Origin of the sequence: Kitasatospora sp. NPDC087861 (genome assembly GCF_044742585.1) — a bacterium.
In the GTDB taxonomy this organism is placed as follows: domain Bacteria; phylum Actinomycetota; class Actinomycetes; order Streptomycetales; family Streptomycetaceae; genus Kitasatospora.
Map to the genome: position 1 here is coordinate 57,750 of NZ_JBIUUS010000004.1, position 22,525 is coordinate 80,274.

Below are 22,525 nucleotides of genomic sequence, written 5' to 3' on the forward strand. Positions count from 1 at the left end.
GGGCTCCTAGGGCCGGGTGCGGTCGGCCGGGTAGCGGCCGGACCCATTGTCGCCGACCTCACCTCCGGAACCTGTCCAGGGGTGAGGCCGACACGGCGTGGGGGTTCGGCTCAGACGTCCGTCACCCGCAGGCCCGCGTGGGCCTTGTAGCGGCGGTTGACCGAGATCAGGTTGGCCACCAGCGACTCCACCTGGTGGGCGTTGCGCAGCCGGCCCGCGAAGATCCCCCGCATGCCCGGGATCCGGGCGGCCAGCGCCTGCACGACGTCGGTGGCGGCGCGCTCCTCGCCGAGCACCATCACGTCGGTGTCGATCCGCTCCACCGACTCGTCCTGCAGGAGCACCGCCGAGAGGTGGTGGAAGGCGGCGGTGACCCGGGAGTCCGGCAGGAGCGCGGCGGCCTGCTGGGCGGCGCTGCCCTCCTCCGGCTTCAGCGCGTACGCGCCCTGCTTGTCGAAGCCGAGCGGGTTGACGCAGTCGACCACGATCTTGCCGGCCAGTTCCTCGCGCAGCGCGGTCAGGATCGCGGCGTGCCCGTCCCAGGGCACCGCGACGATCACCACGTCGCTCTCCCGGGCGGCGGTGGCGTTGTCGGCGCCGCGCACGCCGAAACCCAGTTCGGCGGCCGAGGCCTCGGCCCGGGCGGCGTCGCGCGAACCGATGATCACCTGCTGGCCGGCCTTGGCCAGCCGCAGGGCGAGTCCCCGCCCTTGGTCGCCGGTGCCGCCGAGGACGCCGACCACCAGCTGGGAGACGTCCGGCAGCTCGTGGGCCGGGTTTGTCGCTGAATCGAGGGAAGTCATGGGCCGATCCTGCCAAATCCCCGGCGGGCGCGACATTCTGGGCCGCATGGACGCGGTGAGAGTTTCGGCACTCCGGCAGCACCTGGCGGGCACCGGCTGGCTGGAGGCGGTCGGCGGCTTCGCCGGGTCGCTGCGGCGCTCGGTCTCGCGCCGCGGGGCGGGCGAGCTGCTGCTGGTCGGCACCGAGGCGTACGAGCCCTGGCACCTGGCCGCCCACCTGGAGGACGAGGCCGCCTGGTCGGCCGTCCCCCGGCTGGCACCCACCCTGCTGCGGCACGCCCCGCCGGCCGACGCCGCGGCGCACCTGGCGCACGGCCTGCGCCGGCTCGCCGCGGCCGGGCGCGGCGCCACCGTCCTGGTGGTGGCCCCGGACGCGGCCGGCGCTCCGCTGCTGGAGCGGGTGCAGGACGCCCGCCGGCACGGCGCGACCGTGCTCGCGCTGGACGGCGCCGCCACGGGCGAGCCGGGCGGCCTCGGCGGGCTCGCGCACGAGCGGCTCGCCGTCGGCACGGCCGCCGAGGAGCCCTTCGACCTGGCCCAGCACCTGGTCAGCGCCGCCGCCGGGCAGCCGCCGGCCCGGCGCGGCGGGCTGGACCGGCTCGCCGAACTCGCCGGCCGGCTGACCGCGCCGCCCGCGATCAGCCGCTGGTAGCCGCCGGTCGGCCCCGGCCCTGGCTATCGCCCGCGCCCTCGCCCTGGCTATCGCCCTGGAAAAACCCTTTGCGGGCGCGGGAGTGCCCGTCCGAGGATCGTGGTTCGTGAACGACGACGAACCCCCGCGTCCCCCCGGGCGATGGCGCCCGCTGCTGCGCTCGCTGATGCCCGACCTGTCGCCCTGGCGCGTCTCCCGCGACTTCCGCTTCCTGTGGCTCTCCGGCTGTGTCACCAGCTTCGGCAGCTTCCTGACCTACGTCGCCGTCCCGATGCAGATCAAGCAGCTGACCGGCTCCTCGTTCGCGGTCGGCCTGATCGGCGCCTTCGAGCTCGTCCCGCTGATCGTCTTCGGCCTGTGGGGCGGCGCCCTCGCCGACGCCCTGGACCGCCGCAAGCTGGTGCTGCGCGCCGAGGCCGCGCTGGGCCTGCTCGCCGGACTGCTGCTGCTCAACGCGCTGCTGCCGTCCCCGCTGCTCTGGCCGATCTATCTGGTCGCCGCGCTGGTCGCGGCCTGCGACGGGCTGCAGCGCCCGGCGCTGGACTCGCTCACCCCGCGGATCGTCCCGCACCAGCACCTGACCGCGGCGTTCGCCCTCAAGTCCCTGTACCACAACGCCGCTTCGGTGGCCGGTCCGGCGCTGGCCGGTGTCGTGGTGGCGTTCTCCGGGGTGGAGACCGCGTACGCGCTGGACGTGCTCACCTTCGCCGTCTCCCTGCTGCTGCTCGTCCGGATCCGGGCGGTGCCGCCGGCCACCGGCGCCGAACGGCCGTCGGTACGGGCGGTGCTGACCGGCATCCGGTACGCCTGGAGCCGCAAGGACCTGCTCGGCACCTACGCGATCGACCTCTGCGCGATGCTGTTCGCCTTCCCGGTGGCCGTCTTCCCGTTCCTGGCCTCCGAGTTGGGCGCGGACTGGGCGCTCGGCCCGATGTACGCGGCGTCCGCGGCCGGCGCCCTGCTGGTCGGGGCGACCAGCGGCTGGACGTCCCGGATCCACCGGCACGGGCGGCTGCTGGTGGTCGCCGCCGTCGGGTGGGGCGCGGCCATGGCCCTGGCGGGCCTGTCCGGGAGCATCTGGCTGGTGCTGCTCGGCCTGGCACTGGCCGGCGGCGCCGACGAGATCAGCGGGCTCGCCCGCTCGACCATGTGGAACCAGTCCATCCCGGACGAGGTCCGCGGCCGGATGGCCGGCGTCGAACTGCTCAGCTACTCCGTCGGCCCCCAGCTCGGCCAGGTCCGGGCCGGCACCATGGCCGGGCTGATCGGCGTGCGCGCCGCCGTCTGGACCGGCGGCCTCGCCTGCGTCGCCGCCGTCCTCGCGGTCGCCGCCGCGCTGCCCCGGCTGCTCGCCTACGACGACCGCACCGACCCGCACACGGCCGCCGTCCGCGTCGAGCACGAGCGGGCGGAACGCGACCGGGAGCGGGCGGCCGCCGCGGCGGACTGACGGCTGCCGGGCGGGCCGGGGCCGGGGCGGCCGCCGGGTGGCTACTCGGCGTCGTCGCCCTTCGGCTGGTCGTTCCAGCGCGGGTCGCCTCGCCACTCCCGGTTGCGCTCGTCGGCGAGTTGCAGGGCGTGCGCGGCCTCCTCGGGGCTGTCGTACGGGCCGAGGCGGTCCTTGGCGGGGCACTCCGGCCCCTCCTCGACCTTGCCGTGCTTGATGCAGTAGAACCACTCGCCGGGCTTGCCGGTCGGCTTGCGGTGGAATCCCAGGGGCATGGTGCTCTCCCGTCGACGCGATGGGGTCGTACCGATCATTCCCCGGCCCGGGCCCGCGCGCACACCGCCCGGGTGAGCCGGGGTCGGCCGATAGACTCGCGGCCATGGCTCTCGTACCCGGCATCCAGTCCCCCACCCGCAAGGTCCCGGCACACATCGCGCGCCCCGAGTACGTCGGCCGGCCCGCACCGGCGCCGTACACCGGGCCCGAGGTGCAGACCGCCGAGACGATCGAGAAGATGCGGATCGCGAGCCGGATCGCCGCCCAGGCGATGGCGGAGGCGGCCAAGCTGATCGCCCCCGGCGTCACCACCGACGCGCTGGACGCCGTCGCCCACGAGTACATGTGCGACCACGACGCCTACCCGTCCGACCTGGGCTACCGCGGCTTCCCCAAGTCGGTCTGCACCTCGATCAACGAGGTGATCTGCCACGGCATCCCGGACTCGACCGTGCTGCAGGACGGCGACATCGTCAACATCGACGCCACCGCGTACATCCACGGGGTGCACGGCGACCTCAACGCCACCTACCTGGTCGGCGACGTGGACGAGGAGTCCCGGCTGCTGGTCGAGCGGACCCGCGAATCGCTCGACCGGGCGATCAAGGCGGTCAAGCCCGGGCGTCAGATCAACGTGATCGGGCGGGTCATCGAGTCCTACGCCAAGCGCTTCGGCTACGGCGTGGTGCGGGACTTCACCGGGCACGGCATCAACACGTCGTTCCACTCCGGCCTGATCATCCCGCACTACGACAGCGAGCGGGCCACCGAGGTGATCAAGCCGGGGATGACCTTCACCATCGAGCCGATGCTGACCCTGGGCACCTACGACTACGAGATCTGGGCGGACGGCTGGACGGTCGTCACCAAGGACCGCAAGCGCACCGCCCAGTTCGAGCACACCCTGGTGGTCACGGCGGACGGCGCGGAGGTCCTCACCCTGCCGTGACCCTCACGCTTCGGTGCCCCTCACGCTGCGGCGACCACGCGCCGCCGTGGCCCCGGTGCGGCGTGGTCAGCCGATGAGCCACTGCTCCTCGGCGACCGCGCCGACCTCGGTGCAGGCGTCGGTGAGCACGTCCAGGACGCGCAGCGGGTCCGGCAGCGGCTGCTCGGGCCCGCGCAGCCACCGCACCTGGGAGCCGTCCGGCAGCGCGGCCGGCGGAAGCAGGGTGTACGAGCCGCGGCAGTGCCAGCGCAGGCCCGGGTGTTCGGACATGGTGTCCGGGGTGGAGTCGAGGACGCTCGGCCACCACTCGTCCTCGTCCTGCGGGGTGCCCCGGGTGGCGGTGAAGAACAGGTAGCGGTCCTCGCCGACGGCGGCGACCGGGCCCTCGACGCCCAGTTCGGTGAGCCGCTCCAGCGCCAGCCGGCCGGCCTCGGCCGGCACGTCCAGCACGTCGTGCGCGCGTCCGGTGGCGGTGATGAAGTTGGTCTGCGGGTCGCGCGAGAGCCAGCGGGCGAGCTGCTCGGGGTCGGTGGTGGCCTGGGTCTGCCAGGCGAAGGACACCGGGTGCTGGGCGGGGGCCGGACAGGCCACCCGGTCACAGGAGCAGCGGTAGCCGGCCGGATGCGCGGCCGGCGCGAGCGGGAATCCGGCGCGGACGGCACCGAGCAGCTGATCCAGTCTGGCGGCGGGGCCGTCCAGTTCACCCGGCCGGGCCCGCTGACGATCACGCTTCTGCCACCAGGTCGTCCACCTGCCGCCGGCTTCCATCGGGCCCCTTCCGCGCACTGCCGTGCCTGGTGCGACACAGCGTTCGACGTACCACTCGGTCGCAACGCACGGCGCCCCCCGCTGCTTCCCGGGGCGGTGCTCGGCCCTGCTGTCCGCGCCCTGCCGACCGGAACCGGGGTCACCGGAGGGCCGACGTCCGGGTCACGGTACGCAGTCGCGGCAGCACGCTGTCCGCGCCAGGTCGGCCGGAGGGCACGCGGATTCGCGCCCGCCCGGCCCGTACGGGGCCCGCTGACCCGGGTGAACCCGAGGGCGTAACAGGAAGGATAAGGGTGCGCGGGGCCTCCGAATGACCGGGGGCGGTGCCTCTCCGGTCACACTCCCCGCACCCGGCCGACACACCGCCTGCGCGCGGCTGCCCGCGCCGCACTCCGGTCACCCGTACGGAGGTGAGACCCTGGTGGGGTGAAGAGCGCGGACACCGAATTCGTCGGCGGCCCCCTGGACGGCCGCATCCTCCCCATCCCCCTGGGGCCGTTGTTCGGCGTGCCGAAGACGTACAAGGTGCCGGTCCCCGCGCACGGCGACGTTCCGGCCCGCACACTGGTGTACGTCCGGTCCAAGCAGGTGCGGGGCATCAGCTGGTTCTGGCGCTACGAGTTCGACGAGGCGGCCACCTCCCGCGCGTCCGGCTGACGGCCGCGCCGGCCGCCGCCCCCAGCCTCCCCGGGAGGACGGCATGGCGAGAACGGTACGGCACCCCAGAAGCCGCCCCCAGGCGGTCGCGCACCACAACCGACAGGTCGCCGGGATCACCGCGGCGCTGCTGGTGGCGATCTGCCTCTACACCGTGGTGATCGGCCCGAACGGCTGGCTCTGGTTCGGCTGGGCGGTGCTGCTGCTCGCCTGCGTGGCCCTGTTCACGGTCCACTCCTGAGCAGCCGCACCGCCCGCGCCCGACCCCCCGCGCCGGTCAGTCATCCTCGGCGAGGATCAGGTACAGCTTCTTGCGGGCCTCGGTGAGCACCGCCAGGCCCTTGGCGCGCTGCGCCTCGGTGCCCGTCGCCATCACCTGGCGGATCGCCTGGTCGACCGCGGCCAGCGCCTGGCCGACCTCCTGGACGGCCTCCCAGTCGACCTCCCGGCCGGCCTCCGCCCACGGCTCCGCGGGCCCCGCCTCGGCCTCGGCCCGGCCCGCCTCGGTGAGCGAGACCAGCCGTTTGCCGCCGACCTCCTCCGCGGTGATCAGGCCCTCCTCCTCCAGCAGTTGGAGGTTGGGGTAGATCGAACCCGGACTGGGCCGCCAGGCCCCACCGGTCCGCTCGGCGATCTCGGCGATCATCTCGTAGCCGTGCATCGGCCGCTCCTTGAGCAGTGCCAGCAGCGAGGCCCGGACGTCGCCGCGCCGGGCCCGGCCGCCCCGCCGGCCGTGCGGACCGCCACGCCGGCCGCCGTGCCCGCCGAAGCCGTGCCCGAACGGGCCGCCCATCGGCCGGCCGGGGCCGCCGCCGAACGGCGGACCGAATCCGCCGAACGCCTCACGGCCCTCGAACTCCCGCCCCTCGAAGTCCGACCCCGGCCCACGACGCCGACCGCCGTAAGGGACCTCCCCGCGAAATCGCATGCCCGGGTTCCCCCGGCTTCCTGAGCGCATGGCGCCCACCTCCTGGTTCGACGAGCCAGTCGAGTTACTGTCTCGATAGTTCGACGATATATCGGCGACTGTCGCTCGTCAACGGATTCCGACACGGCCACCGCGCACGGCACCCGCCCACGGCCCAGCCGCTACGGTGACGGGCATGGCCGGTGAACGAGACCTCACGACGCTGCTGCACGGGATGCGCCCGCTGCTCAACCCGGGGCGGTACGTCTACTGCACGCTGCCCGCCAAGGTGCCCGCCGGGCTGCGGCCGGTGGTGACCGTCGCCGAACCCGAAGGCGTCACGGTGGTCGTCGCCCAGGAGGAGGCCGACGCGCTCGGGCTGCGCTACGAGTACGTGGCGGCCTGGATCACCCTGCAGATCCACTCCGCCCTGGAGGCCGTCGGCCTGACCGCGGCCGTCGCCGGGCGGCTCGCCGAGGAGGGGATCAGCTGCAACGTGGTGGCCGGTTTCCACCACGACCACCTGTTCGTCGGCGCCGACGACGCCGACCGCGCCGTCCGGGCGCTGGAGGAGCTGGCCGGCCGGTCCGCCTGACGACGCCGTCGAGTGGCCGCCCCCGCGGGGCCCTCCGACACTGGGAATGGCTGCGCGGCCACCCCGGCCCGCCGGCCCCCACCGGAAGGAGACGGCCGCCATGGCCATCTGCGTCACCTGCGGCAACGACTACTGGCTCGCCTTCGAGATCAGGACCATCACCGGCGACACCTACACCTTCGACAGCTTCGAGTGCGCGATGGAGAAACTCGCGCCGCGCTGCGAGCACTGCCAGGTCCGCATCGTCGGCCACGGCGTCGAGGTGGCCGGCCGCTTCTTCTGCTGCGCCAACTGCGCCCGCGTCAACGGCGGTCTGGGCGACCAGATCCGCGACGCCGTCGGCGCGCGCCCCGCGTAGACCGTCGGCACGCGCCCCGCGGAGGACAGCGGGGAAAGCGCGAGCCCCGCGGAGGACAGCGGGGAAAGGGGGCGGAAGAGTCGGCCTGTACGCCGGGAACAGTCTCTTTACCAGCAGCGACCTGCGGAAACGTCGTTCCCGGCGGTCCGATCGCCACGCGATCGCCACACCTTCGGCGACCGCCACTCACTTGGCCTCTTCAGCGTCCGGCTACTCCCCCTCCTCGTCCACATCCTTCTCGCCGGGCCCCTCGTCGCCCGCCTGTTCTTCCACGACGGTGGGGATGTCGATGCCATCCGTCTCCGCCATGAACACCGCTTCCAGGACCGTACGGTCTCGTGCAGCCGCTCCCAGAACCTGGTGGTGATACGTGCCTTTCAGCTCGTTGGCCGAAGCATGGCCCATATAGAGCTGAACCGTGGCCTCTGAAACGCCCTGATCGAGCGCGTGTGAGGCAAAGGAGTGGCGGAGGTCGTGGAATCGGAAATCCGCCGGTAGCCCAGCTTTTTCGAGGGCCCTCTTAAAGGTCCTGTAGAAGTGGTCCCTGCGGATAACATTTCTTTGCTGTGACCGGAATATGACCTCCGCGCCGTTCTCCAGCCTCAAGACCGAGAAGCGGTCAAGGTGGTCAAGCAGAGCGCGATGAACGAACGCCGGAAGCGGCACCTCACGCTCGTGCGATGTTTCAGTCTTGTTGTAGTCCACGAGTTGAGTCTTCGACTTAACCTTGATGACCTGCCGTCGGACGGTCAGCGTACCGGCCTCAAAGTTGACGGAATCAAGACAAAGCCCGAAGGCTTCGCCTGATCGCAGACCACAACCCACGCCCACCAGAATCAATGCCCTTGCATGCGAGGGCATCGCCTCGCAAAGCGCCCACACTTGCTCGCGTGTCGCCGGCACAACCTTTCGACGCTTGATCTCAGGCAGCTCGATGTCGATGCACGGAGAATACGTGAGGGTCCGCTTCCGCACCGCACTGTTGATACACGCGCGGAACGTCTTGAAGATCAAGTGGACCGTACGAGGCGCAAGCCCCTTGTCCGAAAGAGCCCACACCCAGTCCTGCACATCATCCGGCTGGATCTTGTACAGGCGCATCCCGCCGAACTGCGGCAGAATATGCTTCCGCATATTCGCTTCGTACGACTCTTGCGTTCCGGGCTTTCTCTTCTTACGCGGGTTGAGCCACGTCTCAGACCACTGCTTGAAGGTGGTCTTGAACTGTTTTGGCCTGACTACAACACCCGTCGACTTACCGTCGCGAACCTTCGCCTCATACGCCTCGGCGTCCTTCTTCTTCTCGAAGGTCATATCCGCCGGTTCGCCATTGGCATCCCGAACCCGAGCCGTCCAGCCATGAGTGCAGCCCTTACGCTCGCATTCGCACTTCGCGCGACAGATGCACTTGGCCGGGTCCTTGTGGCGGCAACCGTTCACACACAGGCACGAACACTTACACCGTTTGCCAACTGACACAGGTTCTCCAATCGTTCAGTCGCCCCCCGATGGGTGCGTGACGGAAGCTTGCAACGATCCACCCTGGGTTGTCCACCCCGGGTGCATGACTTTCAGCGTGCTACCGTCCGGTCCATGGACAGTAAGGTGCGGGGTGTTGAGGTGGTCCAGGATCACGGCACGTGGCGAGTGCGCCTTTGGTGGCCAGCCAACGCTGCCCCAGATTCCGGGCCACAGCGGGTGACGATTGAGCCCGGCCCGAACACCACACCCCGCGATCTCGCCCGCGGCATCTCTACGACAGTCCTCCGACGGTTGGATCTCGCGTCCGCGACTGCCCAAGCCCGGAAGGCCGCGCCGAGCGTCGAGGAGCTCTCAGGCCCGATCGCGCTCGGCGCGGCAACACGGGAACTACTCACCTCCGAAGGCGTTTCCGTCGATTACCTCGCCACCTTGGCTCTGACGTACAAGACGGTTTCAGATAGCGGCGAGAAGGCCCCGATCTCCTGGTTGTCGACGACAATTGGACGCCGCCCCGAGACCATCAAGGACCATCTAAAGCGCGCCCGGAGAGAAGGGCTTCTCACCACAATCGCCGGTAAAGCCGGCGGGGATCTCACCGAGAAGGCGAAAGTCGTCCTTGCGAAGCTCAACCTCCCTGACGGTCAATCCACTTTTCAAGGTCGCTAGGTCGACAACGCAGCTGATTTCCGATCTTCCGGAACGGAATTCCAAAATTTCGCCAGTTGCCATAAACCCACGATCGCGGTTTTTGGAGGTATGAGGCTACGTCATCAACACTCAACATCTGACTCAAATCACTCCTCCTCGCCTTCTGCTCCTGCCTCGGCCTCCCCAACTATTTCCAGTTCCCAGTAACCGGCCGCCATCGCCTGAGCCAGGTCGTGAGGCACGCCGCTGCTGACGGCCCGGGTGTAGATCATCCCCGTGACCTCGGCCACCTCCAGGACCGCCTTGGCCCGCTTTAGGCGCAGGACTCCGGCGAACCGGTCCTCAATATCGCCCAGCAGCTCAGCAAATTCGTCGCCCTCGGTGTTCTCACTCACTCACAGTCCCCCACTTCGTTGTCTACCGCACACAGCCAGCACAGGCCGGCTTCCCCGCCATCGTTTAGGTCATACAGGCCGTATGACTCATAGTTCTCGCACCATTCGCAATCCGCCAGATCGCTTTCCTCAGTCAGTGCTTGCTCCCTTCCTTGTCGAGCACGCTCCCCCAGCTCCTTTCTCCGATCTCACCGTCGGCCGGCACTCGGACCCCGCGGACGGTGAATCCCATGATCTCTGCGGCGCGCTTGGTCAGTTCCTCGGCTCGCTCCCTCGGGAATGAGAAAACGATCTCGTCATGAATCACGAGGCGAATCCAGGGGGTAAACCCGGCCTTGTGCAGCTCCAGGATTCCCCTAACAGTGATGTCCCGGCTCCCTGACTGCACGTAGTAGTTCTGGGCCGCGTATGCCCTTCCCCGGTCGACCGGCAGCTTCCGCCCAGTAGCGGTGAAAATGTGCCCGCACTTCTGTGCCTGCTTGGATAGCTTGTCGGCCAGCTCCCCAACACGGACATAAGTCGAGTTGAAGGCGTCGAGGGTCCTCTTAGCCACCTCCAACGTGACGCCGGCCTGCTGAGCTAGGGCCTTGGGGCCTCCCCCGAACACGGTCAGGAAGTTCGCCATCTTGCCGATCTTCCGGGGTACCTCAGCAGCGTCCGCGGTGATCTGGTGCAAGTCCTTGTTGTGAAGGAATGCATCAATCATGACCGGATCCCCGGACTCTGCCGCCAGAAATCGAAGCTCCATATTTGCGTAGTCGACCGAGACCGTGACGTGGCCTTCTTCCGCAAGGAACATACGCCGTACGTATCCGTCCCCGGCAGGGAATGTCTGTGCCGCAATACTCCCGGAAATTGACATCCGGGCCGTCCTGGCCCCGACAGAATTGACCGATGCATGCACCCGGCCTTCTGAGTCCATCCCCTTGAGGGCGTTCTCAAACCAGGTTGCCCTCCACTTCCCGGCCTTCGAGGCCTTCTTGACTGCCTCGGCCAGCGGATGCGCGATCCCGTCCAGGACTTCCGCGTCCATGGCCAGGTTCCCCTTGGCGGTCCGCTTCGTCAGCTTGACGCCGAACCCGGTGAATGCATCGATAAGCTGCTGGTTCGAGTTGACGTTCTCGACTCCGAAGCCCCGAGCAACCTCCTTCCATTTCTCCTCTTCGGCCAGCAGTTCCGCTATTCGAGCCCTGGCATATGCCTCGTCTACCAGATATCCGGTTCGTTCCATCAGAGCCATGACGAAGGCGAGCCGGTGTTCCCAGCTGAAAAGTCCCTTGCGCTTAGACCGCAGAGGAATCAACGGGTAGAGAACGTGAAACAGTCGATAGGCAAGCACAGGGTCCATACCTGCATAAAGCAAATACTCTTCATCGAAGGTCCAGACCCGAGACCAAATCTCCTCCTTCTTGACCCGATAGCGTTTGGCTATTTGGGTCATCGAGCCCTTGACCTCAGTGGCCAGCTCTGCGGAGATGTAGTGCTTGGTCAGCTCCTCCAGTTTCAGGCCCGGCCCTTGCTCCTTGACGGCCCGAGGGTCCACAAGGTGGGCTGAGATCTTGGTGCACAGCAGTTTCGGCGAGAGCTCTTCAAGGGTGACCCCGAACGCGACCTCGGCCACGTGTCCATCGAAATTCGCGTTGTGGGCGATAATCCGGTGGGCTGTCCGCAGGGCCCAGGCAGCAGCCTCAGCGAACTCCGGGTCAATCTCAACCGGCAGAACCCAGCTCTCCGTTGCGTTGCCAAACTGGACGAGCCGGCATCGGAAGTCTCGATCCCAGTTCCACCAGTCCAAACCGGTCGTTTCGGTGTCGTACCCCAGAACCGGATTGTCCCGAACCCAGTCGATGAAATCCCAGAGATCCATCAGGGTCTCGGCAACGTTTATTCGGACCGTCTGTCGCTTGATGCGATAGGCGATTACCTGAATTGGTGTCTCCTAGGTTGGGTCCTCCTCGCAGGAGTGCAGTTCGCTTGCATTGATCAAGTCGGCTAGGGTCACGGAATTGTCTTCACAGCAGAAGCACCCGCCTTCCCCAGCAAGGCCGTCACAGGGCGCGTGGACGATCACCACGCCGCCGTTGTCCAAGCCCTCCACTACGTACTCCTCAGCGCCCATTCAGCGCTCCAGAAGGCAGCGGGCCGGCATGTCGCCCACCCGGGACCAGGACCACAGCGAGCACGGCGCTTCGGCCCAGATCCAAAGTGACGACATGAGGAGTGCCAAGACGGCCACGGTTGCGGCAAAGACCTTAAGCAAGAGGCTCCTTAGGGGGCATAGAAGAGGGGGCCGGGCAGAGGCCCGGCCCCCGAGGTCACGGGGAATCCCTCTGTTACTTGGCCTTGAACGAGCCGTCGTCCTGCTTCCACAGCGGCTCGCACTGCGCGCTCTTCGGCTGGGCCTGGCAGAACATCGCGCTCCAGGAGCCCTTGTCGACCAGCTTTCGGCCGTGCGGGCAGTCGTCGTCGCCAGGGCCGGCGGGGGCCTGGCTGACGACCTTCCCGTTCGCGAACTTCTTCGGCGTGGAACCGGAGCCGACCGGGGAGTTGAGTCCGGTGTTGAAGGCCTGCACCTTGGCGGCGCGCTCCAGCAGCGACTTGAGCGCCGCGGACTGCGTGGTCAGAAGCTCATCCATCTCGGTGAGGGAGCCGGCACGGAGGACCAGGAGGCTCGCGTCATAGCCAGCACCGCCCTTAAACGAGAGCGTGACGTTCTCAGGAGCGAGCTGGGCGGGGGTCTGGGGCGGGGTCACAGGCGCCTCCTGGGCGTTGGGGATGATGGAGTTTGCGGCCGGAGACGGTTCGTCCCACGGGCTTCGCTCTTCGAACGGGTCGGGGTAGGTCACGGGTCTCCTAGAACGGGGCCGGGGTGGAGTACTCGGCTTCGCACAGCATTCGGTTCAGGGCCCGAACGTCCTCGGGCGCGAGCAGTACCTCCAGGACCCCGTTCAGGCTGGAGATCATGAGGTAGGTGTGACTGTCTGGCCGGTTGTCATAGATCACCTGAGCTGTCAGGGTGTCGTCCCCGGCGATCGTCCGGCTGTAGTGCTTGCGGGTCTCAGTCGTCAACAGGTGGCCCTCGCCTTGCTGCGGATGTGGGCGTTCATCGCGGTCGCCAGGGCGTCTACTGCGCGCTGGGCCGTCTTGGCCTCACCTGGTGAGCCCGGCGGTAGGCCGTAAATGTAGGTTCGGGCAACGGCATCGCGGTATTCGGGCTTAAGCTTTCGCATCCCAGTCGTGGCGTCGATTCGCGCACTCGTGATGTTGTCCGAGATCCGGCACCGGCTGAGATCGTCCTTCCTGCCGATCATCTCGCCAAGCTCTTCATCGGTGTAAATGAAAGACTTGAGTGTGGCTCGAACCTCATCCGGGGTATAGAAGTACTGGCCGTCCGCAAGGTCCTTTTGCTGCTGCTCTCGGGACGCGTAGGACTTCGCGGCCCGCCACGCCACCTGACGCAGGAAATCAAAGTCGCTGGCCCGCTTCTCCAGGTGACTCCGCTGTTCCATCATGTGAAGCATAATTTCTTGGTGGACGTCGTCCAGCTCGACCACGGGCCACTTTCGGGCCAGCTCGCCGGCCACCTTCCGGGAGATCTCGTTGACCTTCTGCCAATCCATTTCTGCCACTAGGCAGCCTCCCCCTTTCGTGGTGCGAACTTCCCGCTCACACGCTTGATTTCCCCATACCGTTGGCCCTCCACAACAAAGGACCCGTCCCGTTCTACCGGGATCGCGTGCGGGGTGGCCCCGCACTTTCCGGCGTAGAGGATTCCAAACCCCGACTGCCAGTTTGCAGGGCCGTTCTTCAAATACCCCGCCTGCCTAACGTCCATAAGGTGACCGACTTCAAATCCGTAGATCGTGGTCAGTCGCCCGTTGTGGCCGGTGGTATGGGGCGAAATGGCCAGCCGGTGAGTGTGCCCCATAATCACGCTCGTCCCGGCCTTAACCGCCTTAAGCCTCGCGGTGGCCCCCGGCACCTGGCTCATTCCCGGCGACTCGTGGCCGTGAATCGCCACCCAACCCGGCGCAACCGGGTAGTAGGGGGCAGCCTTCTCAACCCCGTAGGACGCGAAGTCGAGCAGGTTCTCAAACTTGTAGAACTGATCCTCTGCCGCCAACGCCGGCGCCCTACTCGCCAGGTACTTCCTCGGCCTCTCATCGTGGTTCCCTTCGAGCACCTTTACCGGGCCGTCGTAGACGTCTCGCAGAGGGCCAAGGAACACCTTCTTGGCGTATTCGGAGTCCCGAATGACGTTGCCTTCGAACTCGGCCTTGGTACCGGCGCTCCATCGGGACGGGGCCGGGTAGTCAACGAGGTCACCAATTTGCAGAACCTCGTCAGGCTGGTACTCGCCGACAAAGTTGATCACGTTTCGAAGAGCCCGCTTGGACTCAAATGGGATCTGAGTATCAGAGATTACTACGATTCGCCGCAAGCAGCTCCTCCTTTTCCATTTCTCGAATTGCATAGTCGAGGTACCACCGAGCCTTCCGGAGGTCTTCCAGCTTGCTGCCCTTTCGCCCTGCACGCAGGATGTACTTGACGACGTTGCCGAGCACAAAGCCGAGATGCTTCGTGATCTCAATGACCTCAATTGGCAGCCACGTGTAGTGGTCCGGGCGGTTAACCGGGTCGTTACTCACTCAGCCTCCAGTTCGTCATCCGCGTAAAAAGCCGGCGCCTGCTCCGAGTCGTCATCCAGCACCACAGCCGTAAACGGGAGGTAGGCGGCATAGACCGGCAGGTGAATCTTTCCCAGCCGCCCCTTAGTCTCATCGTTCGAGACCACACGCACCCGGGTACCCTCATTCCACTTACTGATCAAGTCCCAGCTTCTTTCGGTATGCGTCAACGCCCTTGGCGTGGATGAATGAATTGATGTCGAGGCCATCCCCGAGGTAGATCGGGACGCCGTTCGGAGTCTCGGCCGCCCGCTTCTCGGCCGCCTTAATGCCGGCCTCGTCGCCATCTGCGACGTGGAAGACCCGCTCATATCCAACCAGCGCAGGACCGAAATGGGGCTTCCAAGCCCCGGTGCCCTGAGTCCCCACGCAGGGAACACCGGCTAGCACGCTCGCCTGGGTATCAAACTCGCCCTCCGAAACCGCGATGAAAGGGCTCGGGAGGATGAGGGAGGGAGTGTTGTAGAGCCGGGGTACATCCCCAGGGAGGGACTGATACTTCCCATGCCCCTCGTGTTTCTCCTTACGGTCCGGAGCGTAGTAGCTGCCGTTCTGGTCTTTCACGCACGAGTCCCGGATACACCGGAACCTGATGGTCGCTACCCCGTATTCTCCGCCCGCCGGGCGCCGGTACGGTATGGCCAGCATGCCCTCGTACTTCTCATGGCCAATTTGAGCCGAACCGACGAATCCCACTCCGAACCCGGGCGCCACTTCCGCCAGTCCGCGGGCCGCCATGTAGGCCTCGGCGTGGCTGCCCCGGTACTGCTGGTGGTAGCTCCTGGCTGCCTCCACCGAACCGTTCACGTGCGAATTCACACGCTTCCCTGAACCCAATACTCATCTCCCTTCGAATCACGTCGATCCCGTCTTCCGAGATGCCACACACGAAGCAGCCCCACCGGGCCTTCTCTACGTTGACCGAGGCACTGGGGTGCGACTCCACATGTAGGGGGCACAGGATCTTCTGCCAGCCGGCCCGAGTCGCGTCGACCTGGATTCCGTAGAAGTGCGCCAGCGCAGCGCCGATCGGCGGCTTCATCCCTCCCCCTCCTTGGGCTTGTCGTAGGTGTAGCGAGGCCCAAGTACTCGCCAGGCCGGAAAGGCCTCCAGGTAATCGGCCGCCCGCCGGAGTACTTCCGGACGGTCCCGCGCACCTCGGGCAAGCAGTTGCCCGTTGCAGCGATTACAGAGCAGGCCCCGAATGGCCTCAGTTCGGTGGCAGTGGTCGACCGCCAGATTCCCCCGGCGGGTTTCCTGGCAGATCGCGCACCGGCCGCCCTGCGCGACGAGGAGCTGTTGGTACTCGGCTTCGGTCAGACCGTAGGTGGCCACCAAGCGAGCACTTCGGGCCGCCGACCTCCGTCGGCCTTTTCGGCAGCTCTCACAGAGCCGACCCCGAGGGCCGGTGAAGAACCGTTCCGCCCGAGACTTTCCACACCCTGTGCACAGCCGGTAGCCCTTGCGTGGCTCAGCCACGCCGCCGCAGCACGGCTTCGAGGTGAAGCTGCTGCTGGAGATCGGTCAGATCCCTTGCGAGGCCTCGAAGATAATCGAGCGGGACCACTGCCCAGTCCCTGTGACCGTCAGTTCCGCGGACCGAGATCGCGGCCACCTGGAATCCGCCACGCAGCCTGAGGAGGTCTCGGGCCAGGGCCCGGAGCTTGAGCCGACGCCGGTCCTCCACATGGAGGACGACGGCGACCAGGCCCCCGCCGGCCTCCCGGATCGCTTCGACACTGATAGCCGGCTCCTGGTCCAGGAGCACGTCAACAATCTCCCGGTCGATGGTGTAGCCGCTGGTAGTCATCTATTCCCCCTCAGAATGTGGTGTCGGCTGGTACCAGACGCAGGTTGGTGCGGTCCAGCTCATAGGTGCTGTAGGTTTCTCCGCTGGAGTCTTCAAACCCCTCGCGATTTTTGACGGGCGATATGTGCAGCAGCCGTCCATCCAACCCGTCAATTTCCTTGTGGATGGTCAGGATCAACGAAGGGACCCGGCCGATCTTGCCCTTCACGCCGGAAAGCGGGATCGGCTTGTTTCCGTCCGAGTATTCGCCAACGACGTGGTGGAGGGCCAACACGTGAGCATGCGTTTCCCGGGCCATCTCTGACAGGTACTCACACAGACCTTCGAGGCTGAATGTAAAGCTCTCAGCATCTCCAATCCCGCCCACATCCACGTTGGTGATGTTGTCGATGATGACCCAGTGCGGGTAACACCCGAACACCTCGAAATAGGCCGCAAGGTTGATTTCAAGGTCCGCCAACGACGGGCGGGCCTCGTACAGAAACCGGACCCACCATCGCCGCCCCAGGGCTTCGGCGTACTCGTCGAAGTCGCCTGCAAGCAGCCGCCGTTTGACTTCTCGGACATCTGATCCAGTGACAATGGCCGTTGCCCTGCTGAGCTGAGTTGCCGCCCCGGAGTCGGCCGAGACGTAGAGGGCTGGCACATCGCCATGCATTGCCAGATTTAGGGCGACAAGGGATTTTCCTGTCCCTGGGCCCGCCGCAATCAGACTGAACTCGCCCCGCCTGTGTTCGACTTCGAGCTTCTTGAGCCCGGCGAGAGGGCTCGGAAGCGGCTCGCCGGCTGCACCCTTGATGGCTACGGACTGCGTCAGAGAGTACATTCGCCCACCCCTCACTTCAAGTTCTACCTGAAAAATAAAGCTCTTTGCGCAGGCCCTGCTTCGATGATGGAACACTATGCCCCACCGGCACCTCACTTCAAGTTCTTATCGAAAAAAAGAGCACTTGTGCTTCACGTCACAGAATCGGCAGAGGAACCCGGGCTTCGCTTCGAACTTACCCGCCTTGACTCCTTCGTCCATGGTTGCGAAGCGTTCGCCAACCAGTTCTGCGGTCACGGCGCTGAGGTCGACAGGCCGAGACAGGCCTCCCTTCTTGGCCAGGTACCAGTCACCCTTGTTCACGGTGATGCCATGGACCAGCTGCACGGCGACACCGTACGTCTCCAGCTGAAACCGCGACTTGGTCGAACCCGTCTTAAGGTCCCGCACCCGAGCTGAACCGTCCGGTTCCACGATGACCTGATCAATGAAGCCGCGGACGACCACGCCGCCAATCTCGACCTCGAAGCCGAGTTCCAGGCCGGGCTGGTCGTCCGACGTGGACCAGATGGCCGGCTCATGCTCCTGAGTCCACTCCCAGTACTGCCGCGTCTGCTCCTGTCCCAACACGTAACGGCGCTCGATGTCCTCAGCGCCGGACCCTGATACCGAGAGCCACCGAGTCGTGTCGGGTTCCTGGTCCAGAGCCTTGTTCACAAGGACGGCGTACTCGTCAGAGAAGATCTGCACGGCCTCCTCCTGGGCCATCCTCCGACCTGAGCGCTCGATACCCTCGGCCGCAAGGTGGAAGGCCGTGCCGTGCATCGACCAGGCGGCCGGCAGCGGGGTCTCCCCCTCTACCCGCCCGAGGCGGTACCGCTCCCCACATCCCTCGTACAGCAAGGTCTGGCTCACAGAGCGGGGCTTGTTTCGAATATCAGACATCAAGTGCAACTTTCGGGCAAAGTCGGACAAAAGTGTGGGCGGTGCCGCCGGAAAGATGTGGGTGCGGCCGGGGAATCTCCTCCCTCTCAACCTCTATGTCGCGCAGCCGGAAACCGAAAGTGCGAAAGATCCGCTCCTCAAGGTCGACCATCTCGGAGATCTCCGAGTCGGTCAGCATGTTGCTGTAGCAGACATCCCAGTACTCACCTACGGGCCGGGCAACGTGGTACGCAATTACAAGCCCTGGGGAGCTAATGACTTCGCTAGACACCGTCTCACTCGCCTCGATCTCTCCTCGGACTCGCTCCATTACGGGCCGCGCTCGCACCTGAACCCCCCCGAACGTAGAAAGCATAGGACCCCTCCCGGACGTTTGCACAGATTCTTCCGAACAGCCTGTGATCGACAGCGAACTTACAGTACATCTCCGACAATCGCCCCTCACTTCAAGTGTGACGCTTATCACCAGCCGCCAGTACATCCATCTGATTGGGAGTCAGAACGCAAAACAGGCCCCCTCGTTGGGGACCTGTTGACCCTGGCTCGAACTCGCCAACCCGGCTGACTTGGGTTCTATTCTTCAGGGAGGCTCCACAGTTCCAGCTGTTCGCCCTCTGGTCGCGACATCGCTTCAGGCCACCTCACGATCAGGCGCTCGTCGGCCGGAACCCTTGGCACGTACATGAAACCATCATCTGGGCTGTAGTCGAGGACCGCCTGCTCCCTTCTCAGTCGGGCCTCAAAAAGCTGCGCTGTCCGCAACTGGCGCTCGCTCAAGGAGTCCTTTAGCTTCATTCGCAGATATAGCCTCAGAGACTGGTTCTTGGACGTGACGTGATGGCTGCCGGCGCCACTATGGGATTGGACATCCCAAATCTCAGAAACCATGTTGTTCACACGACTTACAGCTGAGCCACGAGACCATACGCCCATCTTCAGATTTCCTCGGCGCAGGTTAACGGCCTGAACCGAAACCCCATACTTCTTAGCGAGCTCAAGATCGGTTGCCCCAAGTATGAAGAGCTTGGACAGATCCGCATCCGAGGGAAGCTTGGCCATAGATAGACCCTTTGACTGAGTAGGCATCAGATTGAGAAAGAGGGCATCACTTCAAGAGCAGGGGAGGTGCCACTTCGAGAGTACCGACCCCTACCCCTCACATCAAGCCAGGCATGCAAGCCCCCGCTACGAGTGGCTACAACGAGATGTACTTGAACGCGTTCAAACATGGCCTTGGCCAGGCCATCTAGCACATGCGTTCGACTTGATGTGACCTAGCTCTCACTTCAAAGGAATGCGTCCTGGACCCTCGCTGGAGGACACATACGTCTTTAGTGAGAGAACAAACAAGAGAAGAAGTCTCAAAGTCCTACTAAGATCTCAGTAAAATTTCCTTGGCTTGTACCAAGTGAACAGAAACCAACCAAACGCCCTGTTTTAGACCCTCCTGTTGAGATTTCAATCTCCGGGAGTGAGTCCAGGGATCGGCCCCGGCTGCCAGACCAGCATCCAGCCGGGGCCACAGACCACCGGGAGGTGACCTTGCCCAGAGCCGCATCCATCTGCCTGGTGAGTGGGTGTACCTCCCGGACGGCCCGGGATGGTCGCTGCGGTGACCACCAGCTCCGCCGGTCTTGGGACCGGGTGTCGCCGCGGAATGCCGGCCGTCCAGGCGACTGGTCGTCTCGTCGAGTACGGGTCCTCACCCGCGACCGCTGGCGGTGTCAGCGCTGCGGGGCCCGCTCGGAGTTGGAGGTTGATCACCTGGTCCCGGTGGCCCAGGGCGGAAGCTGGGAACCCGAAAACTTGTGGACGCTCTGCAAGGCATGCCACAGGATGAAGACGTACCGGGACCGTTGAGGCGGCCCAGCTGGACGTAGCTCAGATGGATAGAGAGCGCTCCCGTAGTGGAGAGGTCGCAGGTTCGAGCCCTGTCGTCCGGACGAGGTGCCCGTGCCGAGTATCACGGGATTTACAGGTGTAGCTCAATTGGTAGAGCAGCGGTCTCCAAAGCCGCGAGTTGGGGGTTCAAGTCCTCCCACCTGTGCCATGCGGGTCGCTCCCGCAGGTTCCCGAACCTCCCCCGGCCAGGGGATGGAGGGAACGGCGCTGGTCGTCTAGCGGTCTAGGACTCCTCCCGCGCAGGGAGACAACACCGGTTCGAATCCGGTCCAGCACACCACAGTTCATCTGCCCGCCCTGGTGGCGGGCTTCGTCGTTTCCGGAGGTGGCCGATGACCCGAGGGCCGCAGCCGAAGAGCAACGCGATCCGGCGCAACGCCCACCCGCACGCCCAGGAGCTGACATCCGGCCCCCAGCCCGGCCGGGAACTCCCCCGCAGCCTCGGGATCAGCACCAGCGGCGCCAAGAGGTTCTGGCGGACCTGGGCGACGTCGCCGCAGTCGGCGACGTGGGCTGGAACCGACTGGGCTGAGCTGGAAATCACGACTCGTCTCGTAGATGCCCTCTACCAGGGTGATCTGAGGCATGCCGGCGAGGTTCGGCAGAGGACCGCCAAGTGGGGCGCGACGACTGAGGACAGGGCCCGTCTTCGGATGTCGATCAACGACGACCAGGACCAGGAGCAAGCCGAGGACGCCGACCAGGCGCCGGCTGACCTGGACGAGGAGCTGTTCAAGCTCCTGAGTGAGGAACAGCAGAACAACTGACCGGGGGGGTGATTGGGTGCCGCAGACCGGCAACATCCCCCCAGGTGTTCCGCATCCCTCCCGTTCCCTCGGCTACCAGATCATCCGATGGGCCCAGACGTACATCCTCCAGCCGGACGGCGAACGCGCCGGCGAGCCTTTCCGGTTTACTCCCGAACAGCTTCGCTATGTGCTTTGGATGTATGCGATTGACGATAAGGGGAAGTGGCTCTACCGGTCCGCAGCGCTTCGACGCGCCAAGGGTTGGGGCAAGACGCCTCTCTTGGCCGCGTTGTGTATCGTCGAATTCATCGGTCCTTGCCGATTCTCGCACTTTGACGAGGCCGGTATGCCGGTTGGTAAGCGTGTCCCGCTTCCGCTGGTACAGATTGCCGCGACCTCGTTGGATCAGACGGCCAATACTCGGGACATGATCCGCGGCATGCTCGCGGAATCCCCTGCCGAAGCCGAATACGGCATCGAGATCGGCAAGGGACTCATCCAGTTCAAGGATGGCCGCCCCGGCCGGATTGAGCCTGTTACGTCGTCTAGTCGCGGGCTTGAGGGGGCGAGGCCTACCTTTGTCTGGCCCCCGGCAGAAACGCTCCTGTCGGGGGCCGGGCCATCTCTTCGTTGTTTGCGACGAGGTACACCACTGGATTGAATCCAATGCGGGTGTCTACGTCTGGGAGACCCTGGACCGCAACGTCCAGAAAACGGCGGGTGCCGGTTCTCGCCTGATCGAGACGACGAACGCCTACAATCCCAACGAGAACAGCATTGCCCAGCGGACGCATGAGGCCGTCCTCGCCGGTGCCGGACGACTTCTCTACGACTGCGTTGAGGCCCTTGGGGAAATCGATTTCAAGGACCGCGCCCAGGTCGTTGAGGCGGTTCGAGCAGCCTACGGCGATTCGTCGTGGGTCGACGTCGACGGGATCGCAGATGCCATTCAGGACCCGCGTACTCCTCCGGCGGTTGCCTACCGATTTTATCTGAATCGGATTCAGGAGAATGCTGACGGCTGGATCTCTAAGGACGTCTGGTCTCTCTGCCTCTCCGAGAACGACCCGATTCGTCTCGGCGATCAGATCGCGATTGGGTTTGACGGGTCCCTCCGAGGCGACGCGACCGGGGCAATAGGGTGCCGCCTTCGGGACGGCAGGCTGTTCCCGATTCACCTCCAGGAGAATCCCCGCGATCCAAATAACCCGGACTGGGAGGTTGACGTCCTGGCGGTCGAGGCCGCTATCGGCCGGGCCTTCCGGGATTACCTGGTTGAGTGGATGTATTGCGATCCGCCGTACTGGCAAGAGGCCATCGGTCGCTGGTCTATCGAGTACGGCGACGACCGCGTCTTCGAGTACTGGACTAACCGGCCTACGAGGATGGTCCAGGCCACTGAGCGATTCCATTCCGCAGTTGCCGTTCAGGATATCTCCCACGACGGTGACGAGGATCTGACTCGCCACGTGCTGAATGCCGTAACCCGAGAAGTTCCGCAGGGGACTCTCATTACCAAGGATTCCCCTCGATCAAAAAAGAAGATCGACCTTGCCGTGTGCGCCGTGCTGGCCTTCGAGGCCCGCGCGGATGCCATTGCCGATGGCCGGCTCAAGAGGCGAAGGGGGCGCGTCGTCGGATTCTAATGCGAGGTTGAATGATTGTCCCCCCAGGTGGCTACAGTGCCATCGGTCCGCCTGAGAGCCCCGTTCAGTGGCTCGCTTACCT

General features: G+C 65.6%; 33 protein-coding genes, 3 tRNA genes and 1 pseudogene. 15 read left to right on the forward strand and 22 right to left on the reverse strand.

The window, feature by feature from the left end:
• Positions 1-110: 110 nt before the first annotated feature.
• A complete protein-coding gene (npdG, locus tag ACIOJE_RS07430; protein WP_280674711.1) occupies positions 111-803 on the reverse strand; it encodes an NADPH-dependent F420 reductase in 693 nt (230 codons plus the stop codon).
• Positions 804-849: 46 nt separating this feature from the next.
• On the opposite strand from npdG, the gene ACIOJE_RS07435 reads away from it, so the two are divergent.
• Positions 850-1,455: a hypothetical protein gene (locus tag ACIOJE_RS07435; RefSeq protein ID WP_400774021.1), complete on the forward strand. Its 606-nt coding sequence runs from the start codon at positions 850-852 to the stop codon at positions 1,453-1,455.
• Between the two features lie 166 nt (positions 1,456-1,621).
• Entirely contained in the window at positions 1,622-2,905 is a 1,284-nt protein-coding gene (locus tag ACIOJE_RS07440; RefSeq protein ID WP_400774615.1) for an MFS transporter, read from the forward strand.
• A gap of 41 nt (positions 2,906-2,946) precedes the next feature.
• On the opposite strand, the gene ACIOJE_RS07445 is transcribed toward ACIOJE_RS07440, so the two are convergent.
• Entirely contained in the window at positions 2,947-3,177 is a 231-nt protein-coding gene (locus ACIOJE_RS07445; RefSeq protein ID WP_280674717.1) for a hypothetical protein, read from the reverse strand.
• A gap of 104 nt (positions 3,178-3,281) precedes the next feature.
• Here ACIOJE_RS07445 and map point away from each other — a divergent pair, with 104 nt between their 5' ends.
• Complete coding sequence (map, locus tag ACIOJE_RS07450; protein ID WP_280674719.1) at positions 3,282-4,127, forward strand: type I methionyl aminopeptidase; 846 nt, start codon at positions 3,282-3,284, stop codon at positions 4,125-4,127.
• Positions 4,128-4,193: 66 nt separating this feature from the next.
• Here map and ACIOJE_RS07455 read toward each other — a convergent pair whose 3' ends face one another.
• Entirely contained in the window at positions 4,194-4,895 is a 702-nt protein-coding gene (locus ACIOJE_RS07455; RefSeq protein ID WP_280674721.1) for a bifunctional DNA primase/polymerase, read from the reverse strand.
• Between the two features lie 426 nt (positions 4,896-5,321).
• Between ACIOJE_RS07455 and ACIOJE_RS07460 the strand changes: the two genes are divergently transcribed.
• The gene (locus tag ACIOJE_RS07460; RefSeq protein WP_280674723.1) at positions 5,322-5,552 is read left to right on the forward strand and encodes a hypothetical protein; all 231 of its coding nucleotides are present in this window, start codon (positions 5,322-5,324) and stop codon (positions 5,550-5,552) included.
• Between the two features lie 43 nt (positions 5,553-5,595).
• Complete coding sequence (locus tag ACIOJE_RS07465; protein WP_280674838.1) at positions 5,596-5,793, forward strand: hypothetical protein; 198 nt, start codon at positions 5,596-5,598, stop codon at positions 5,791-5,793.
• A gap of 36 nt (positions 5,794-5,829) precedes the next feature.
• Here ACIOJE_RS07465 and ACIOJE_RS07470 read toward each other — a convergent pair whose 3' ends face one another.
• On the reverse strand, positions 5,830-6,480 hold the full coding sequence (locus tag ACIOJE_RS07470; RefSeq protein WP_400774026.1) for a PadR family transcriptional regulator: 651 nt from the start codon (positions 6,478-6,480) through the stop codon (positions 5,830-5,832).
• Between the two features lie 175 nt (positions 6,481-6,655).
• Here ACIOJE_RS07470 and ACIOJE_RS07475 point away from each other — a divergent pair, with 175 nt between their 5' ends.
• Together ACIOJE_RS07475 and ACIOJE_RS07480 are read left to right on the forward strand one after the other, a co-directional pair.
• On the forward strand, positions 6,656-7,054 hold the full coding sequence (locus ACIOJE_RS07475) for an ACT domain-containing protein (RefSeq protein ID WP_280674727.1): 399 nt from the start codon (positions 6,656-6,658) through the stop codon (positions 7,052-7,054).
• 100 nt (positions 7,055-7,154) lie between these two features.
• A complete protein-coding gene (locus ACIOJE_RS07480; protein ID WP_280674729.1) occupies positions 7,155-7,412 on the forward strand; it encodes a Prokaryotic metallothionein in 258 nt (85 codons plus the stop codon).
• Between the two features lie 210 nt (positions 7,413-7,622).
• Here the strand turns inward: ACIOJE_RS07480 and ACIOJE_RS07485 are convergent, their stop codons facing one another.
• Positions 7,623-8,726 (reverse strand): tyrosine-type recombinase/integrase, encoded by a 1,104-nt coding sequence (locus tag ACIOJE_RS07485; RefSeq protein ID WP_400774029.1) that lies wholly within the window; start codon positions 8,724-8,726, stop codon positions 7,623-7,625.
• Between the two features lie 279 nt (positions 8,727-9,005).
• Between ACIOJE_RS07485 and ACIOJE_RS07490 the strand changes: the two genes are divergently transcribed.
• Complete coding sequence (locus ACIOJE_RS07490; RefSeq protein ID WP_400774032.1) at positions 9,006-9,560, forward strand: hypothetical protein; 555 nt, start codon at positions 9,006-9,008, stop codon at positions 9,558-9,560.
• Here ACIOJE_RS07490 and ACIOJE_RS07495 read toward each other — a convergent pair.
• The 17 genes and pseudogenes from ACIOJE_RS07495 to ACIOJE_RS07575 all read right to left on the reverse strand — a co-directional run bounded on the left by ACIOJE_RS07495 (position 9,520) and on the right by ACIOJE_RS07575 (position 19,205).
• Positions 9,520-9,678: a helix-turn-helix domain-containing protein gene (locus ACIOJE_RS07495; RefSeq protein ID WP_400774617.1), complete on the reverse strand. Its 159-nt coding sequence runs from the start codon at positions 9,676-9,678 to the stop codon at positions 9,520-9,522. The genes ACIOJE_RS07490 and ACIOJE_RS07495 overlap by 41 nt on opposite strands.
• A gap of 10 nt (positions 9,679-9,688) precedes the next feature.
• The gene (locus ACIOJE_RS07500) at positions 9,689-9,937 is read right to left on the reverse strand and encodes a hypothetical protein (protein ID WP_400774034.1); all 249 of its coding nucleotides are present in this window, start codon (positions 9,935-9,937) and stop codon (positions 9,689-9,691) included.
• 133 nt (positions 9,938-10,070) lie between these two features.
• Positions 10,071-11,804 (reverse strand): DNA polymerase, encoded by a 1,734-nt coding sequence (locus ACIOJE_RS07505; RefSeq protein WP_400774036.1) that lies wholly within the window; start codon positions 11,802-11,804, stop codon positions 10,071-10,073.
• A gap of 466 nt (positions 11,805-12,270) precedes the next feature.
• The gene (locus ACIOJE_RS07510; protein ID WP_400774038.1) at positions 12,271-12,573 is read right to left on the reverse strand and encodes a hypothetical protein; all 303 of its coding nucleotides are present in this window, start codon (positions 12,571-12,573) and stop codon (positions 12,271-12,273) included.
• A 217-nt stretch (positions 12,574-12,790) separates the two neighbouring features.
• The gene (locus ACIOJE_RS07515) at positions 12,791-13,006 is read right to left on the reverse strand and encodes a hypothetical protein (RefSeq protein ID WP_280676783.1); all 216 of its coding nucleotides are present in this window, start codon (positions 13,004-13,006) and stop codon (positions 12,791-12,793) included.
• Positions 13,003-13,557 (reverse strand): hypothetical protein, encoded by a 555-nt coding sequence (locus ACIOJE_RS07520; RefSeq protein ID WP_400774620.1) that lies wholly within the window; start codon positions 13,555-13,557, stop codon positions 13,003-13,005. Before ACIOJE_RS07520 ends, ACIOJE_RS07515 begins: the two co-directional genes overlap by 4 nt.
• Positions 13,558-13,565: 8 nt before the next feature.
• Positions 13,566-14,312, reverse strand: a complete 747-nt coding sequence (locus ACIOJE_RS07525; protein ID WP_400774042.1) for a metallophosphoesterase — start codon at positions 14,310-14,312, stop codon at positions 13,566-13,568.
• Positions 14,313-14,352: 40 nt separating this feature from the next.
• Positions 14,353-14,586, reverse strand: coding sequence for a DUF3310 domain-containing protein (locus ACIOJE_RS07530; RefSeq protein WP_400774044.1), 234 nt, complete (start codon positions 14,584-14,586; stop codon positions 14,353-14,355).
• Entirely contained in the window at positions 14,583-14,768 is a 186-nt protein-coding gene (locus ACIOJE_RS07535) for a hypothetical protein (protein WP_400774046.1), read from the reverse strand. Before ACIOJE_RS07535 ends, ACIOJE_RS07530 begins: the two co-directional genes overlap by 4 nt.
• Entirely contained in the window at positions 14,758-15,432 is a 675-nt protein-coding gene (locus ACIOJE_RS07540) for a topoisomerase (protein ID WP_400774049.1), read from the reverse strand. Before ACIOJE_RS07540 ends, ACIOJE_RS07535 begins: the two co-directional genes overlap by 11 nt.
• 49 nt (positions 15,433-15,481) lie before the next feature.
• Positions 15,482-15,667, reverse strand: a pseudogene (locus ACIOJE_RS07545) (CHC2 zinc finger domain-containing protein); the annotation flags it as partial.
• Positions 15,664-15,960 carry an endonuclease VII domain-containing protein gene (locus tag ACIOJE_RS07550; RefSeq protein WP_400774623.1) on the reverse strand — a complete coding sequence of 99 codons (297 nt, stop codon included), beginning with the start codon at positions 15,958-15,960 and terminating at the stop codon, positions 15,664-15,666. The pseudogene ACIOJE_RS07545 and the gene ACIOJE_RS07550, both read right to left, overlap by 4 nt.
• Positions 15,961-16,096: 136 nt before the next feature.
• Positions 16,097-16,435, reverse strand: coding sequence for a hypothetical protein (locus ACIOJE_RS07555; protein ID WP_400774052.1), 339 nt, complete (start codon positions 16,433-16,435; stop codon positions 16,097-16,099).
• A 10-nt stretch (positions 16,436-16,445) separates the two neighbouring features.
• Positions 16,446-17,261, reverse strand: coding sequence for an AAA family ATPase (locus ACIOJE_RS07560; RefSeq protein ID WP_400774054.1), 816 nt, complete (start codon positions 17,259-17,261; stop codon positions 16,446-16,448).
• Between the two features lie 105 nt (positions 17,262-17,366).
• Positions 17,367-18,116: a PD-(D/E)XK nuclease family protein gene (locus ACIOJE_RS07565; RefSeq protein ID WP_400774056.1), complete on the reverse strand. Its 750-nt coding sequence runs from the start codon at positions 18,114-18,116 to the stop codon at positions 17,367-17,369.
• A 22-nt stretch (positions 18,117-18,138) separates the two neighbouring features.
• The gene (locus ACIOJE_RS07570; protein WP_400774059.1) at positions 18,139-18,324 is read right to left on the reverse strand and encodes a hypothetical protein; all 186 of its coding nucleotides are present in this window, start codon (positions 18,322-18,324) and stop codon (positions 18,139-18,141) included.
• 395 nt (positions 18,325-18,719) lie between these two features.
• Complete coding sequence (locus ACIOJE_RS07575; RefSeq protein ID WP_400774062.1) at positions 18,720-19,205, reverse strand: hypothetical protein; 486 nt, start codon at positions 19,203-19,205, stop codon at positions 18,720-18,722.
• Between the two features lie 585 nt (positions 19,206-19,790).
• Between ACIOJE_RS07575 and ACIOJE_RS07580 the strand changes: the two genes are divergently transcribed.
• The 7 genes from ACIOJE_RS07580 to ACIOJE_RS07610 all read left to right on the forward strand — a co-directional run bounded on the left by ACIOJE_RS07580 (position 19,791) and on the right by ACIOJE_RS07610 (position 22,443).
• On the forward strand, positions 19,791-20,006 hold the full coding sequence (locus ACIOJE_RS07580; RefSeq protein WP_400774064.1) for an HNH endonuclease: 216 nt from the start codon (positions 19,791-19,793) through the stop codon (positions 20,004-20,006).
• Positions 20,007-20,016: 10 nt separating this feature from the next.
• Positions 20,017-20,089: transfer RNA gene (locus tag ACIOJE_RS07585), tRNA-OTHER, on the forward strand.
• A gap of 31 nt (positions 20,090-20,120) precedes the next feature.
• Positions 20,121-20,196: transfer RNA gene (locus ACIOJE_RS07590), tRNA-Trp, on the forward strand.
• Positions 20,197-20,252: 56 nt separating this feature from the next.
• Positions 20,253-20,328, forward strand: a tRNA-Ala gene (locus tag ACIOJE_RS07595).
• Between the two features lie 52 nt (positions 20,329-20,380).
• Positions 20,381-20,815, forward strand: a complete 435-nt coding sequence (locus tag ACIOJE_RS07600; RefSeq protein WP_400774066.1) for a hypothetical protein — start codon at positions 20,381-20,383, stop codon at positions 20,813-20,815.
• A gap of 16 nt (positions 20,816-20,831) precedes the next feature.
• Positions 20,832-21,458, forward strand: a complete 627-nt coding sequence (locus tag ACIOJE_RS07605; protein WP_400774067.1) for a hypothetical protein — start codon at positions 20,832-20,834, stop codon at positions 21,456-21,458.
• On the forward strand, positions 21,376-22,443 hold the full coding sequence (locus ACIOJE_RS07610; RefSeq protein ID WP_400774069.1) for a hypothetical protein: 1,068 nt from the start codon (positions 21,376-21,378) through the stop codon (positions 22,441-22,443). The genes ACIOJE_RS07605 and ACIOJE_RS07610 overlap by 83 nt, the downstream gene beginning before the upstream one ends.
• Positions 22,444-22,525: the final 82 nt, after the last annotated feature.

Coding starts and splice junctions, on each gene's coding strand:
- npdG (WP_280674711.1), bottom strand. CDS start 803: ATGACTTCCCTCGATTCAGCGACAAACCCGGCCCACGAGCTGCCGGAC.
- ACIOJE_RS07435 (WP_400774021.1), top strand. CDS start 850: ATGGACGCGGTGAGAGTTTCGGCACTCCGGCAGCACCTGGCGGGCACC.
- ACIOJE_RS07440 (WP_400774615.1), top strand. CDS start 1,622: ATGCCCGACCTGTCGCCCTGGCGCGTCTCCCGCGACTTCCGCTTCCTG.
- ACIOJE_RS07445 (WP_280674717.1), bottom strand. CDS start 3,177: ATGCCCCTGGGATTCCACCGCAAGCCGACCGGCAAGCCCGGCGAGTGG.
- map (WP_280674719.1), top strand. CDS start 3,282: ATGGCTCTCGTACCCGGCATCCAGTCCCCCACCCGCAAGGTCCCGGCA.
- ACIOJE_RS07455 (WP_280674721.1), bottom strand. CDS start 4,895: ATGGAAGCCGGCGGCAGGTGGACGACCTGGTGGCAGAAGCGTGATCGT.
- ACIOJE_RS07465 (WP_280674838.1), top strand. CDS start 5,596: ATGGCGAGAACGGTACGGCACCCCAGAAGCCGCCCCCAGGCGGTCGCG.
- ACIOJE_RS07470 (WP_400774026.1), bottom strand. CDS start 6,480: ATGCGATTTCGCGGGGAGGTCCCTTACGGCGGTCGGCGTCGTGGGCCG.
- ACIOJE_RS07475 (WP_280674727.1), top strand. CDS start 6,656: ATGGCCGGTGAACGAGACCTCACGACGCTGCTGCACGGGATGCGCCCG.
- ACIOJE_RS07480 (WP_280674729.1), top strand. CDS start 7,155: ATGGCCATCTGCGTCACCTGCGGCAACGACTACTGGCTCGCCTTCGAG.
- ACIOJE_RS07485 (WP_400774029.1), bottom strand. CDS start 8,726: ATGACCTTCGAGAAGAAGAAGGACGCCGAGGCGTATGAGGCGAAGGTT.
- ACIOJE_RS07490 (WP_400774032.1), top strand. CDS start 9,006: ATGGACAGTAAGGTGCGGGGTGTTGAGGTGGTCCAGGATCACGGCACG.
- ACIOJE_RS07495 (WP_400774617.1), bottom strand. CDS start 9,678: ATGTTGAGTGTTGATGACGTAGCCTCATACCTCCAAAAACCGCGATCG.
- ACIOJE_RS07505 (WP_400774036.1), bottom strand. CDS start 11,804: ATGGATCTCTGGGATTTCATCGACTGGGTTCGGGACAATCCGGTTCTG.
- ACIOJE_RS07510 (WP_400774038.1), bottom strand. CDS start 12,573: ATGGATGAGCTTCTGACCACGCAGTCCGCGGCGCTCAAGTCGCTGCTG.
- ACIOJE_RS07520 (WP_400774620.1), bottom strand. CDS start 13,557: ATGGATTGGCAGAAGGTCAACGAGATCTCCCGGAAGGTGGCCGGCGAG.
- ACIOJE_RS07555 (WP_400774052.1), bottom strand. CDS start 16,435: ATGACTACCAGCGGCTACACCATCGACCGGGAGATTGTTGACGTGCTC.
- ACIOJE_RS07560 (WP_400774054.1), bottom strand. CDS start 17,261: ATGTACTCTCTGACGCAGTCCGTAGCCATCAAGGGTGCAGCCGGCGAG.
- ACIOJE_RS07570 (WP_400774059.1), bottom strand. CDS start 18,324: ATGCTGACCGACTCGGAGATCTCCGAGATGGTCGACCTTGAGGAGCGG.
- ACIOJE_RS07575 (WP_400774062.1), bottom strand. CDS start 19,205: ATGGCCAAGCTTCCCTCGGATGCGGATCTGTCCAAGCTCTTCATACTT.
- ACIOJE_RS07600 (WP_400774066.1), top strand. CDS start 20,381: ATGACCCGAGGGCCGCAGCCGAAGAGCAACGCGATCCGGCGCAACGCC.